General features: G+C 68.2%; 11 protein-coding genes. All 11 read left to right on the top strand.

Annotated features, from left to right (window positions below):
• Positions 1–171 precede the first annotated feature (171 nt).
• The 11 genes from ACFYNL_RS22945 to ACFYNL_RS22895 all read left to right on the top strand — a co-directional run bounded on the left by ACFYNL_RS22945 (position 172) and on the right by ACFYNL_RS22895 (position 12,802).
• Positions 172–858 carry a GntR family transcriptional regulator gene (locus tag ACFYNL_RS22945; RefSeq protein WP_388806464.1) on the top strand — a complete coding sequence of 229 codons (687 nt, stop codon included), beginning with the start codon at positions 172–174 and terminating at the stop codon, positions 856–858.
• 523 nt (positions 859–1,381) lie between these two features.
• The gene (locus ACFYNL_RS22940; RefSeq protein WP_388806463.1) at positions 1,382–1,855 is read left to right on the top strand and encodes a RidA family protein; all 474 of its coding nucleotides are present in this window, start codon (positions 1,382–1,384) and stop codon (positions 1,853–1,855) included.
• A gap of 86 nt (positions 1,856–1,941) precedes the next feature.
• A complete protein-coding gene (locus tag ACFYNL_RS22935; RefSeq protein WP_388807283.1) occupies positions 1,942–3,039 on the top strand; it encodes an alanine racemase in 1,098 nt (365 codons plus the stop codon).
• A 75-nt stretch (positions 3,040–3,114) separates the two neighbouring features.
• The gene (locus ACFYNL_RS22930; protein ID WP_388806461.1) at positions 3,115–3,849 is read left to right on the top strand and encodes an SDR family NAD(P)-dependent oxidoreductase; all 735 of its coding nucleotides are present in this window, start codon (positions 3,115–3,117) and stop codon (positions 3,847–3,849) included.
• A 499-nt stretch (positions 3,850–4,348) separates the two neighbouring features.
• Positions 4,349–5,452 (top strand): ABC transporter substrate-binding protein, encoded by a 1,104-nt coding sequence (locus ACFYNL_RS22925; RefSeq protein WP_388806459.1) that lies wholly within the window; start codon positions 4,349–4,351, stop codon positions 5,450–5,452.
• The gene (locus ACFYNL_RS22920; protein ID WP_388806457.1) at positions 5,445–6,584 is read left to right on the top strand and encodes an ABC transporter ATP-binding protein; all 1,140 of its coding nucleotides are present in this window, start codon (positions 5,445–5,447) and stop codon (positions 6,582–6,584) included. Before ACFYNL_RS22925 ends, ACFYNL_RS22920 begins: the two co-directional genes overlap by 8 nt.
• 3 nt (positions 6,585–6,587) lie before the next feature.
• Positions 6,588–7,484, top strand: coding sequence for an ABC transporter permease (locus tag ACFYNL_RS22915; RefSeq protein ID WP_388806455.1), 897 nt, complete (start codon positions 6,588–6,590; stop codon positions 7,482–7,484).
• Positions 7,481–8,347, top strand: a complete 867-nt coding sequence (locus ACFYNL_RS22910; protein ID WP_388806453.1) for an ABC transporter permease — start codon at positions 7,481–7,483, stop codon at positions 8,345–8,347. The genes ACFYNL_RS22915 and ACFYNL_RS22910 overlap by 4 nt, the downstream gene beginning before the upstream one ends.
• A gap of 60 nt (positions 8,348–8,407) precedes the next feature.
• Entirely contained in the window at positions 8,408–9,892 is a 1,485-nt protein-coding gene (locus ACFYNL_RS22905) for an NAD-dependent succinate-semialdehyde dehydrogenase (protein ID WP_388806452.1), read from the top strand.
• Between the two features lie 306 nt (positions 9,893–10,198).
• Positions 10,199–11,695, top strand: coding sequence for an aspartate aminotransferase family protein (locus ACFYNL_RS22900; RefSeq protein ID WP_388806450.1), 1,497 nt, complete (start codon positions 10,199–10,201; stop codon positions 11,693–11,695).
• A 27-nt stretch (positions 11,696–11,722) separates the two neighbouring features.
• Entirely contained in the window at positions 11,723–12,802 is a 1,080-nt protein-coding gene (locus ACFYNL_RS22895; RefSeq protein WP_388806448.1) for a phosphotransferase, read from the top strand.
• Positions 12,803–12,862: the final 60 nt, after the last annotated feature.

Here is a 12,862-nt window from a genome sequence, read left to right as displayed (position 1 = left end):
CGACGGCTGATCCGCTCCGGGAGGTGGGCGTGGATCGTGGAGCGGGCCGGGAGCTCTTGCTTCACCGACCGCCCGCTCGATGCTGCTCGTTGGGGAGTGGGCGCAGAAACCGGCAGGGGTATAGTCGACAAACGACCAGATGGTCGACCAAGCGCTGTGGGAGGGCACCGGGTGGACCACAAGTTCGAGTGGCAGGAGCAGCGGACGACCACGCCGGACGGCGTCTACCGCACACTGCGTGCCGCCATCCTCGATGGGGCCGTTCCTCCTGGTGGCCAGCTGCGCGAGGCGCACATCGCCGCTGATCTCGGGATCAGCCGGTCCCCGCTGCGCGAGGCGTTGACCAAGCTGGAGGAGGAAGGACTCGTCGTCAAGATCCCCTACCGGGGGGCGTTCGTGGTCGAGGTGAGCGCTCGTGAGGTCGCCGAGATCGACTCGGTCCGGCTACGTGTCGAGCCGTACGCCGCCGAGCTCTCGGCCGAAGCGCTGCGCGGTCCTGAGCGGCCCCGGTTGCTGCAAACCGTCGAGGATCTCCGCCGGGCGATGGAGAAGGGCGACATCCCGGCCAGTATCGACGCGCACCTACGCTTCCACGGGCTCTTCTACGAGCTCTCCGGGCACGGCGTCCTGCAGAGTCTCTGGAACGGCTGGGAGACCAAGCTGCGCCTCCACCTCAGCGTCGATCACCGCACCTACAGCGACGACCCGCACCAATTGGTCGTCGAGCACGAGAGGTTGGCCGCGGTTGCCCTGGAGGGCGACACCGACGCGTTCCGCCAGGAACTGGCCGCTCATTTCCCCAAGGGGCTGGGAGGCCAGGCCGGGAGTACCGGGGAACGCGCGCCCCGACATGCGTGAGGCCGTGCCGGCGTGCGTGAGGTGTTCAAGCCTGCTCGTCGTCGGCGTGCGTGAAGTGTTCAAGCCTGCTCGTCGCCGCGACCCTGCAGGCTGATTTCCTGCATCTCGACGTGGGGCGCGCCCCCGCTCCGTGCTTCTTGCCAGGGGCTCGCCGACCTCCGCTCTTCGTCGGTGACTCGCCTCGGCGTCAGGGTCGTTGTCCTGTCGTATCCGCCTGAAGGCCGGCGGCGTGGTCGTGGCCTCGACCGTCGCTTCCCGCAGTGGCGCGTGCAGTCGCGGCCGGTGTTTCGAGGCCGCGTTCGGGGCTGAAGTTTGTGTTGACAGCCCTCTCCGGGCCCCCATATGGTCGACAAACGACAATGCGGGTGGCTGATTTAAGCCACCATAAGGCGTTTTTTCGCACTGTTACTCGAGAGGAGATCCGAGTGCAGATGATCAGGATTCATGCGAAGCGGGTTCTCACGGCCAAGTGCGTGAGCCTGTGCCCCGTTCCGTCCGCGGAGGTGACGCGATGAGCCAGTCCGTGACTACGGCAGCGAACGCCGGCTCGGCTTCTGATCGGCTCCAGGCCCTGGGGCTGGCCCTTCCCGAGCTCCGTGAAAACCCGTACTACGTGGACCACCGCGCTGTGGGCCCCAGCATCTACATCTCTGGCCAACTGCCTTACCTGAACGGTGAGTTGTTGGGGCGGGGCGTAGTCGGCCGGGACGTGGAGCTGGAGACGGCACGGGAGCTCGCGCGCCATGCGGCGCTCAACTGCCTCGCCGCCGCCGTGCAGGCGGTGGGCGATCTGGACCGGGTCCGGATCGTGCAGATGCTGGTCTTCGTGGCCAGTACGCCGGACTTCGGTGAACAGTCGACCGTCGCCAGCGCGGCCAGTGAACTGCTCATCCAGGTACTGGGTGAGAACGGACGGCACGCTCGCACCGCGATCGGTGTCGCCGGGTTGCCGCTCAGGAGTCCGGTCGAGATCCAGATGGTCTGCACCGCGGTATAGGGCGCGCACGACGGCATCCAGGGGGAGTCAGCACCCGCGCTCCTCGATCTTTCCAGGCAGAACTACAAGGAGGCAGCGTGAACCGGATGCAACGAGCGCTCGACGCTCTGGTCGAGCAGATCGACACCCCCGCGCCGATCGTGCTGGTCGACGTCCTGCAGGGCAACATCGACCGCGTCCAGGGCTTCGCCGACCAGCACAACCTCAAGGTCAGACCGCACGTCAAGACGCACAAGTGCGTGGAGATCGGGCGACGCCAGATCGAGGCCGGCGCGGTCGGGATCACCGCGGGCAATGTCGGGGAGGCCGAGGTCTTCGCCGCGGCCGGGTTCGACGACATCTTCCTCGCCTATCCGATCTGGGCCGCGGGATCGAAGAAGCCCCGGATCCGCCGGCTCGCCGAGTCCGCCCGGCTGCGGGTCGGCGTCGACAACGCCGCGGCCATCGAGGCACTCGCCGACGCGATGGGAGACGAACCGGACCGGCTGCAGGTCGTGATCGAGGTCGACTGCGGCGCCCGTCGTTCCGGTGCGCCGCCGCAGGCCGCGGGCGATCTCGCGCTCGCCGCCCGCAAGCGAGGTCTGGTACCGGCGGGAGTCTTCACCTACCCCGGTCACGGCGGCACCGGCCGGGACGCTCGCCGGCGCGCCGCGCAGGACCAGGAGGCCGCGCTCACCACGGCGGTACGCAGCCTCGCCGACGTCGGGGTCACCGCTGAGGTGGTCAGCGCCGGCTCCACTCCCACCCTCGAGTTCTCCACCAGCAGCGTGATCACCGAGATCCGTCCCGGTGAGTACGTCTTCGGCGACCTGAACAACGCCCGGCTGGGCTCCTGCACGGAGGACCAGATCGCGTTGTTCGTCGCCGGCACCGTGGTCAGCGACTGGGTCCCCGGCCAGGTCATCATCGATGTGGGCAACAAGGCACTCAGCAAAGAAGGCAGCCCCGAGATCGGCTACGGCGGCATCGCCGGCACGAACGCGGTCCTGTCCAAGGTCAACGAGTACCACGGGTTCCTCCCGCTACCGGACGGCGAGTTCCGCCCCGGCGTCGGCACCGTCGTACCGGTGGTGCCGAACCATGTATGCCCCGTCGTCCTCGGTTTCGAGGAACTGATCGTCACCGACAGCACAGGCACGTCGCTGCAGAGGTGGCCGGTCGACGCCCGCGGATTCCTCAACTGACCGGCCTCAGGGGCAAGACCCCGTGCTCGAGCCCGCAACCCGACGATCGATCTCCCCCATGAAGGAGTGCCTGACATGAGACTCAACAACGTCAAGGCCCTGGTGACAGGAGCCAGCAGTGGCATAGGGCAGGCGGTGAGCTCCCACTTCCGCCGCGAGGGCGCGAGGCTGCTGCTCACCGGCCGCAAGGAGCGACTCGACAGCGCGCAGCCCGACGACCTGTACGTTGCCGGAGACCTCAACGACGAGGCGTTCGTCGAGCACTTGGCCAAGCAGGCCGCCGAGTCCCTCGGCACCGTCGACGTCGTCGTCCTCAACCACGGCCTGCAGGCCACCAGTCCGATCACCGAGATGGCCTGCGACGATGCGAGGAACGTGCTGGAGAGCAACCTGCTCAGCGCGTTCCTGGTGATGAAGCACTTCGCGCCGCTGATGCCCGAGAGCGGCGGCTCGTTCGTCTGCGTCAGTTCACGGCTGGGCATGGTCGGCATGGCCGGACAGGTCCTGTATTCCGCCGCCAAGGGGGGCCTCATCATGCTCGCCAAGGGTGCGGCGATCGAATGGGCGCCGCGCAACATCCGTGTCAACGTCGTCGCTCCGGGCCTGACCGCCACCCCGATCATCGAAGCGGCGTTCCAGAGCAGGCCCGACCCCGAGGGCCACCGCCGCGAGCGCGAGAGCACCATCCCGCTCCAACGCCTCGCCACCCCCGAAGAGGTCGCCGACGCGGTGCTCTTCTTCGCATCGTCGGAGTCGTCGTACGTGACCGGATCGGTCCTGACCGTCGACGGCGGGTACACCGCTTTCTAACAGCCCCGCTGAACAACCCCGTTGGGCATCACCGGCAGCGATGGGCTGAACCACCCGCTCTCCCTCTCGCTTTCTGCCGCGGGCGACCGCCGAATCGCGGCATGAACGATCCAGCGCGCGTCGAGCGCGCTACCTGATGAGCAACGCCGCCAGGGCCGATGGACCGCTGGCCCGCCCCTCAGCCGTAAGCCTGGCTCTGCTTCATCCCTTGCCAGAGCTCTCACGCTGCGGCCCTGGTGAGGAACGCCCTCACTCCGCCGGCCACCGCCTGTCACGGCTCCAGCCGCCCCCCACCCCTCACCGGTTCCTCCAGCAGGCTTCGCTCCGACGACACGGTCGCCGGGGAATTCGATCCACGGCGAACACGCGCCCGAAGCGGCGTTCGGCAACGCAAGCGGGCGATGCACCGTCCGCCTTTGCCACCCTCCACCACCCAGTACCCGCGAGGTAAAGCCCCGCACAGCTGGTCCCACGCGTCCCCAGATGAAGGAGTATCGCCATGAGTGATGCCCAGATCGGTCGTAGAGCGCTCCTGCGCGGAGCAGGCGGCCTCGCCGCGCTCGCCGCTCTTCCCTCCCTCGCCGCCTGCGGTACCGGCACCAGCCGGTCCGGGGCGGGCAGCGGTGGCAAGGGCGGCAAGACGGTGGTCGTCCGTGACAGCGGCGGTTCCTATGGCGCGGCTCTGCAGAAGGCGATCTACACGCCGTTCACGCAGGAGACCGGCATCCAGGTGAAGGTGTTGAACCTGGACGACGCTCCGCTGCTGGCGCAGATCAAGCAGGGCCGCCCGCAGTGTGACTTCATCAACAACTCGATGATGTCGCACACCAAGTACGTCAAGCAGGACGCGTTGGAGGCGCTGGACCTCGACCGGATCAAGAGCGTGAAGAGCGCGAAGATCCCCGAGGCCCAGATCACTGAGTATGCGATCGGCCACGCCTTCTACGGTCAGTGCATCGGGTACCGCACGGATGCCTTCGGGGGCAAGAAGCCGCAGTCGTGGGCGGACTTCTGGGACACCAAGGCGTTCAAGGGCTCCCGGGCGATGGTCCATCCGGACGGTGACCTGCCGGAGCTTGAGTTCGCGCTGCTGGCCGACGGCGTGCCGATCGACAAGCTGTATCCGCTGGATGTGGACCGTGCGTTCAAGGTGCTGACCCAGTTGCGGGGCGACATCAAGAAGTTCTGGGACAGCGGACCGCTTCCGGGTGTGCTGCTGAGCCGCGAGGAAGTGACGATGTCCACCGTCTGGGACGGCCGTCTGGCCGATCTGGAGAAGCAGGGCGTCCCGGTCACCCGGCAGCTGAGCGGCATGCGCCGCCAGTTCTCCGGTTATGCCATCGCCAAGGGCGCGGCCAATCTGGATGCCGCCTACCTGCTGATGGACTTCTCGCTGCGTGCGGAGAGCCAGGCCAACCTGGTCAAGTTCTTCCCGTCGAACCCGTCGTCTCCCGTGGCCTACGAGAAGCTCACCGAGGAGCAGCGGAACGCGTCCGCGGGTGCGCCGAAGTACTACGACAAGGGTTTCGACACGGACATCGACTGGTGGCTGAAGAACGAATCGGCCGTCACCAAGCGCTGGTTGGAGTGGGCTCGTGGCTGATTTCGGTGTCGCCGCACCGTCCGTCAAGGTGGCCGGCAGCAAGCCGGCCACCGCGACCGGCAAGTCGCTGTCGGTGGTGGCCCTGCGCAAGACCTACGGGGATGTGGTCGCTGTCGACGAGGCGTCGATGGAGATCGCGGCCGGGGAGTTCGTGACGTTCCTGGGCTCTTCGGGGTCGGGCAAGACGACGACGTTGATGATGATCGCCGGGTTCTGCGAACCCGACTCCGGCACCATCACCGTCGGGGACCGTGATGTGACCCGGCTCGCCCCGCAAAAGCGCAACCTCGGTTTCGTCTTCCAGCAGTACCTGCTCTTCCCGCACATGACGGTCGCCGAGAACGTCGCCTTCCCGCTCACCCTGAGGGGAGTGGGCAAGGACGAGATCCGCCGCCGGGTGGGGGAGACGCTGGAGATCGCGGGCCTGTCGCGTTTCGGTGGGCGTAAGCCGCGTGAGCTGTCCGGTGGTCAGCAGCAGCGTGTCGCCCTGTGCCGGGCGCTGGTCTACCGCCCGCCGGTCATCCTCATGGACGAACCCCTCGGCGCCCTGGACAAGAAGCTCCGCGACCAGCTGCAGGTCGAGATCAAGACCATCCAGCAGGAACTCGGCCTGACCGTCATCTATGTGACGCATGATCAGGAAGAGGCGCTGGTCATGTCGGACCGCATCGCGGTGATGCGCAACGGCCTGATCGAGCAGTTCGATACCCCCCGCGAGCTGTTCGAGCGGCCCAGGACGCCGTTCGTGGCGGACTTCCTCGGCGCGGCCAACTTCCTGCCCGGCCGCATCGACAAGCACACCGACGAACACACCCTCGTGCGTCTGGACAGCAATGGCGGCCTGGTCAAGGCGCGCCGCCACCAGCTGCCTTCCGGCGCGCAGGTGAAGGTCGCGGTGCAGCCGGGCCGGCTGCGGGCGTGTGCCGCTGACGACGGATTTTGTACCGGCACGGTGGAAACCGCCACCTACGTGGGCACCCTGGTGCGTGCCGGGGTGCGCATCGACGGCGGTCAGGCGCCGCTGCTGCGCCTGGAGGTACCGGCAGGGCGTGGCCCGGTGGCCGGGGAGCGGGTCGGGATCACCGTCGACCCCGACGACGTCAACCTCTTCCCCGAAGAAAAGGCGGGGTGAGCCATGGCCGCCACCCTCACCGCGGGGGCCCCCGCCCGCCCGCGCAAGCTCCTCGCATCACGCCGGACCCGGGTCGGGATCTTCTACGCGCTGCCGGTCGTCGTCTACCTGCTGGTGCTGTTCGTCTACCCGATCTTCTCCACGCTGCTGCTGAGCCTGAAGGATGCCGACGGCTCCTTCACCCTGCACTGGTACGCCGACGCCCTGACCGGCGTCAACCTCTCCGTCCTGATCACCACCCTGCGGATCTCCGCCGAAACAGCCGTACTCAGCCTGGTGTTCGGCTTCGTGCTGGCCCAGGCGATCTCCCGGCTCAAGCCCATCCTGGCCGGTCTGGCGATGCTGGTCGTGGTCGTCCCGCACTTCGTCAGCGCCCTGGTGCGCACCTATGGCTGGATCATCATGCTCGGTGACAAGGGCCTGGTGAACGAGACCCTCACCGCGATGTCGGTCCCCGGCACGCCGTTCCAGCTGCTCTACAACGAACTCGGCGTCGTCATCGGCACCACGTCGATGATGCTGCCCTACACGGTGCTGCTGCTGTACGGGGTGATGCGCGGGGTGGACCGCCGCCTGCTGGCGGCCGCTTCCAGCATGGGCGCGGGCAAGGTGACCATCTTCCGCCGCATCTACCTGCCGCTGGTCGCCCCCGGCCTGGCCAGTGCCGGACTGCTCAGCTTCATCCTCTCGCTGGGCTACTACATCACCCCCGCCCTGATGGGCGGCCCCAACCAGACGATGATCGCCACCCTCATCAACCAGCAGGTCACCAAGGAGAACCAGTGGAACGGGGCGGCCGCCCAGGGCGTGATCCTGCTGGTCCTCACCCTGGCCGGACTGCTCCTGGTCAAGGCCGTCAGCTCGCTGGGCGCCAGCCGTAAGAAGAGGAGCGCCACATGATGGAGCTGCGCAAGTCCCTCGCCGGACGCATCGCCCTCACGGCCGTCGCCACCGTGATCCTGCTGTTCCTGGCGCTGCCGATCGTGGTCATCCTCGTCACCTCCTTCAGCAACAACGCCTTCGCCTCCTTCCCCCCGGAGACGTGGACGCTGAACTGGTACAAGGCCCTGTTCGCCGACGGCAGCAAATGGCCCGCCGCGCTCTCCCTGTCCGCCCTGGTCGCCGCCCTGAGCACCGTCTTCTCCCTGATCATCGGCGTGACCGCGGCCACCGCGCTGGTCCGCAGCGAACTCCCGCTGCGCTCGGCGGTCTTCGCCCTGGTCCTCGGCCCCCTGGTGATCCCCCAGATCGTCACCGCACTCGGCCTGTTCCTGCTGTTCGAACCGGCGGCGATGCTGGGCAGCCCGATCGCCATCGCCCTCGGCCACACCGTGCTCGCCGCACCGATCGCGGTACTGATCCTGATCGCGACCCTGCGCGGCATCGACGAACGCCTCGAAGACGCCGCCGCCAGCATGGGCGCCGGCCGCCTCACCATCGCCCGGCGCATCACCTTCCCCCTGGCCGCGCCAGGAATGATCGCCGCGGCGATCTTCTCCTTCATCACCAGCTTCGACGAGTTCTACATCTCCCAGTTCCTCTCCTCCGTCGACACCGTCACCCTGCCCGTGCAGGTCTACAACTCCCTCACCTTCGAGATCGACCCCAGTGTCACCGCGGTCAGCGCCATCCTCATCGCCTTCGCGATCCTCGCTCTCGGCCTCGTGGCCCTGGTGCGCTGGCTCGGCTCCGGACGACAGGACTCCCTGCTGTCGGTCGAGAACACCGTCGGCGTCGCCAACCCCGGAGGCGAGGCCGTATGACCATCCACGGATCGTGCTCCTTCACCACCCCGTCCTGCGATCAGCGAAAGAGGCACGCGCATGACTGACACGCTCACCGTCCCCCCGGGGGAGTCGGCAGCTCTGGAATCCGTCCCGCGTGGCTTCCTCGCCCGTGACTGGCAACCCGCCGCCGACGGTCGCACCTTCGAGGTGCGCAACCCCGCGACCGAGGAAGTCATCGCCACCGTCGCGGACTGCGGTGCGCAAGACGCGCTCACAGCACTGGACGCGGCGGCCGCGGCCGCCGACCAGTGGGCCCTCACCAGCCCGCGGGGCCGGGCGACCGTCCTGCATCGGATCACCGACGCCCTGACCGAAAACCGAGAGCGTCTGGCCCGGATCATCACGTTGGAGATCGGCAAGACGATCACCGAAGCCCGGGGCGAGGTCGACTACGCGGCGGCCTACTTCCGCTGGTACGCCGAGGAGGCGGTCCGCCCCCATGCACGCAGCACACCCTCCCCGGACGGCATGAGCCACATCATCACCGTCGCCGAACCGGTCGGGCCCTGCCTGCTGATCACTCCGTGGAACGTGCCGCTGGCGATGGCGGCCCGCAAGGTCGCCGCCGCCCTGGCCGCCGGCTGCACCGCCGTGCTCAAACCGGCCGCGCTCACCCCGCTGTCCTCCCTGGTGCTGGGCGAGCTGGCACGCGACGCCGGTGTGCCCGCGGGTGTCCTGACCGTGATCACCAGCAGCGACGCTGCAGCGGTCACCGGTGCTCTGCTGGCCGACCCTCGGCTGCGCAAGCTGTCCTTCACCGGATCCACGCCGGTCGGCAGGCTGCTGCTTCAGCAGAGCGGTGCCCGGGTGCTGCGCACCTCGATGGAACTGGGCGGCAACGCGCCGTTCCTGGTCTTCGACGACGCCGACCTCGACCTCGCGGTCCGCGAAGCGATGATCGCGAAGATGCGGCTGGGCGGCCAGTCCTGTGTCGGCGCCAACCGGTTCCTGGTCCAGGAGGGCATCGCCGACGCGTTCGCCGCAGCGCTGGCCGAACGCATGGCCGCCATTCGGGTGGGCTCCCCGGAGCTGGAGGACACCGAGCTCGGTCCGCTGGCCGACCACCGTGCGGTGGACAAGGTTCGCCACCTCGTCGAGGACGCCGTGGCCCATGGTGCGGTCGTCATCGGCAAGGCGGACATCCCCGAAGGGCCGGGCCACTTCGCCGCCCCGACCGTGCTGGACCACGTGCCGGCCGACGCCGCGATCATGCACGAGGAGGTCTTCGGGCCTGTCGCCGCAATCCACCGGTTCTCCACGGAGGCCGAGGCCATCGCCGTTGCCAACAACACCGAACACGGGCTCGCGTCGTACGTGATGACGTCCCACATCGACCGCGCACGTCGGGTCGCCGCCCGTCTGCAGGCCGGCATGGTCGGCATCAACCGCGGCCTGGTCTCGGAGGTCGCGGCGCCCTTCGGCGGGATCAAGCAGTCGGGTCTGGGCCGCGAGGGAGGACCCGAGGGCCTCCACGAGTACCAGCAGCTCAAGTACCTGTCGATGCCCGGCTTCAACACCTGAGCAAGGCGGACTCCAGCCCAGCAGTTCCCGCCGCGTGAGCCTGCCTCGCAGTGCCTGGTCAGCGACGGCAGGGGGCGGGGCGTACAGCAGCAGCTGGGCAGGAGTCCGGAGCGTGCGTGGCCGGCGAGTGCGACGGGTTCCGAGGCATCGCGGACCGTGCGGGCAATGCCGGCTGTGCGGGCAATGCCGGCCGTGCCAGGTACAGCTGTGGCCCTCTTCCTCCCGGACCACCGCCCTGCCGGGCCCCCTCGCACTCCACCGCGGGCGAGAACAGGCGGTGGCGCAGCCGAGAGCAGCACCGCGCCGATGACCGTCCAAGCATGTTCCACCCTCGGCGGGGGTTGCCCCGCCCGCACTCGCCGGATAAGTTTCAGGCTGGAACTGAAACAAATGCAGTCGGTCGCGCTCAGAAGTCGCGACGAGACGCCCGCCACGAAGGAAGGGGATCCGCTGATGACGTCCGCACTGGGCCGAGCCCTGGCCAACTACCCCAACAGATTCGACCCCGCAGACCTCGGCGGACTGCCTGAGCGACTGCGGTCCACCGTCAAGCGGCGAAACGACGTGCTGGGCCCCGGTTACGCGCTGAACTACCGGGAGCCGGTCGAGTTCGTCTCGGGCCGCGGCGCCCATCTGTTCGACCGGGAGGGCAACGACTACCTCGACGCCTACAACAACGTGCCGTGTGTCGGCCACGCGCACCCTCACGTGGTCGAGGCCGTGTCCCGCCAGCTGGCGGCGGTCAACACCAACACGCGCTACGTGCAGGAATCACTCGTCGACTACGCCGAGCGCCTTCTCGCGACCATGCCCGAAGACCTGGCGAAGGTCAGCTTCGCGTGCAGCGGGTCGGAGGCGAACGACCTGGCCATGCGCGTGGCTCGCTTCCACACCGGCGGCGAGGGAATCGTGGTGTCCCGCTGGGCCTACCACGGTCTCACTCGCGAGGTCGCGAGCTTCTCGCCGTCGCTCGGCACCGGGTCACCGCTGGGGCCGAACGTGCGGCTCATCGATGCTCCTGATCCGCGACTCGTCCCGCCCGGCTCATCCCTTGCCGACCACATGCGAAGCCAGGTGCGCGGCGCGATCGACGACCTCGAACGCCACGGCTACCGGCTCGCGGCGCTGATCACCGACTGCGCGCACTCCAGCGACGGCATTTACACCGATCCCGTCGGTTACCTGCGTGACATGGTCGAGGAGGTGCACGCCGCGGGCGGCGTGTACATCGCCGACGAGGTCCAGTCGGGATTCGCCCGGCTCGGAGAGTCGATGTGGGGGTTCAGCCGCCATGGGGTGCTTCCGGACATCGTCACGATGGGCAAGCCCATGGGCAACGGCATGCCGATCTCCGGCGTGGTGTTCAGGCCCGAGGTGTGCGACGAGTTCGGGCGGAACGTTCGTTACTTCAACACCTTCGCGGGAAGTTCGATCGCGGTTGCGGCCGGCGCCGCGGTCCTGGACGTCTTCGAAGCGGAGAACGTGCGGCAGCGAGTCCTCGACAACGGCAGGACGCTTCGAGCCGGCCTTGAGGAGATCACTCGCGAGTCTCCCCACGTCGCGGAGGTCCGCGGCAGCGGTCTGTACGTGGGCATCGAGATCGTGAAGGACCGGGAGTCGCTGGAGCCCGATCGGGTCCGCGCCGACCGCGTCATCAACGACATGCGCGAGCGCCGCGTCCTCATCAGCGGCACCGGGGAAGCAGTCAATGTGCTCAAGATCCGGCCGCCGCTGGCCTTCGACTCGACCGACGTGACGCGATTCCTCGAAACGTTCGCGGAGATCGCCGAGACGCGCCTGTAGCGGGCCGCAAGCCGAAGGGACCGAACGGTGAACACCTCGCCCCCCGCACGTGCCGTCCAGCAGTTGTTCGAGGAGAGCGGCCTGGCATCGTCCCACGAGCCCATCGAGACGAACTCGGTCGACGCCCTTCTCGCCCGGCACTACCGGCTGAGCGGACATCTTGAGCGGCTGGCCACCGAGAAGGACGACACGTTCCGACTGCGGACCGGCACGGCCGACCACCTCGTCAAGGTTTCCCCGCCCGACGAGGCGGTGGCGGTCGTAGCTCTGCAGACGGCTGTGATGCGCCACCTCGAAACGGAAGCACCTCAGCTCCCCGTCCAGCGGGTCAAGCAGACCGCCGAAGGCGGCGACGACGTACCGATCCAGATGAGGGACGGCCGAGTCCGCGTGCTGCGCGTCTTCGACTTCGTCGAAGGTGCCGTCCTCGCGCGGACGGACCCAGAACCGCACCAACTCGCCATGGCCGGGCAGATGCTCGGGCGAGTGGATCTGGCTCTGCGGTCGTTCAGGCACCCGGCGGACGAGCGGCGCCTGGTGTGGGACCTGCGACACTTCGACCAGCTGCGCGAGCTCATCGAGTACACGCCCGCCACCGCGCACCGTCGGCTGGCACGAGAGGTGTTCCGCCTTTTCCGCGAGGCCGTGGTGCCGAGGCTGGGTGACCTGGAGACCCAGGTGATCCATGGTGACTACAGCCCCTACAACGTCCTGGTCGATCCGCGGGCAGACGGTTTCGTCACGGGCGTCATCGACTTCGGTGACAGCATGCGCAGCGCGTTGATCTTCGATCCCGCTGTGTCTCTCGCGAACCTTCTCGGCCGGACGCCGGTGGATCCATGGCGTGAGGCATGCAGCTTCGTCGCGGGGTACGAGCGGGCCCGGCCGATCAAGGACACCGAACTCCCGCTTCTGCCGGTTGCCGCGCTGGCACGCCTCACACTTCGCGCGCTGGTCACCCATTGGCGCGCGGAGCGAGTGCCGGAGCGTCGCGACTACCTGCTGGAGCACGCCAGGGACGACTGGGTCAACGTGGAGCGGGCCATGGCCGTCGCCATGGAGGAGGTCGTGGCCCGCTTGCTGAGCACCCGTGATGACACGCCTTGAGCGGCGCCGGCGAGAGGGCACTCCTCGGCGTCCGGCGCGGCCTTCCTGGCCGCACTCGAC

This window comes from Streptomyces sp. NPDC007808 (genome assembly GCF_042868655.1).
Lineage (GTDB): Bacteria > Actinomycetota > Actinomycetes > Streptomycetales > Streptomycetaceae > Streptomyces.
This window is presented reverse-complemented; position numbering and strand designations above follow the sequence as displayed.

What these genes read in the sequence shown, in the direction of transcription:
- ACFYNL_RS22935 (WP_388807283.1), top strand. Translation starts at nt 1,942, where the DNA reads ATGCAACGAGCGCTCGACGCTCTGGTCGAGCAGATCGACACCCCCGCG.
- ACFYNL_RS22930 (WP_388806461.1), top strand. Translation starts at nt 3,115, where the DNA reads ATGAGACTCAACAACGTCAAGGCCCTGGTGACAGGAGCCAGCAGTGGC.
- ACFYNL_RS22925 (WP_388806459.1), top strand. Translation starts at nt 4,349, where the DNA reads ATGAGTGATGCCCAGATCGGTCGTAGAGCGCTCCTGCGCGGAGCAGGC.
- ACFYNL_RS22915 (WP_388806455.1), top strand. Translation starts at nt 6,588, where the DNA reads ATGGCCGCCACCCTCACCGCGGGGGCCCCCGCCCGCCCGCGCAAGCTC.
- ACFYNL_RS22910 (WP_388806453.1), top strand. Translation starts at nt 7,481, where the DNA reads ATGATGGAGCTGCGCAAGTCCCTCGCCGGACGCATCGCCCTCACGGCC.
- ACFYNL_RS22905 (WP_388806452.1), top strand. Translation starts at nt 8,408, where the DNA reads ATGACTGACACGCTCACCGTCCCCCCGGGGGAGTCGGCAGCTCTGGAA.
- ACFYNL_RS22900 (WP_388806450.1), top strand. Translation starts at nt 10,199, where the DNA reads ATGACCGTCCAAGCATGTTCCACCCTCGGCGGGGGTTGCCCCGCCCGC.